This window comes from Alkalibacterium sp. m-11 (assembly GCF_054658155.1).
The window spans coordinates 1-247 of the sequence record NZ_BAAGIR010000652.1; the positions used below are offsets into that span (position 1 = coordinate 1).

Annotated in this window: 1 protein-coding gene; it reads left to right on the forward strand. The window is 42.1% G+C overall.

Annotated features, from left to right (window positions below):
* The coding region (locus ACYQ2O_RS13795) for a transposase (RefSeq protein ID WP_459796883.1) at window positions 1-247 on the forward strand (247 nt) is incomplete at both ends.

Here is a 247-nt window from a genome sequence, read left to right on the forward strand (position 1 = left end):
ATTGATTTGGGTATTTCTGATTTTGCGATCACCACCAATGATTTAGGGGAAACTGAGAAGCACAAAAATCCAAAACCGCTGTACAAGTCCGAAAAGAAGCTGAAGAAGGCGCAACGGTCATTATCCCTCAAACAAAAAGGCGGTAAGAACCGCAATAAAGCACGCATTCAAGTGGCCAAAAAGCACGAGAAGATTGCCAATCAGCGCAAAGATTTCTTGCACAAACTATCCAAAAAGATTACAGACG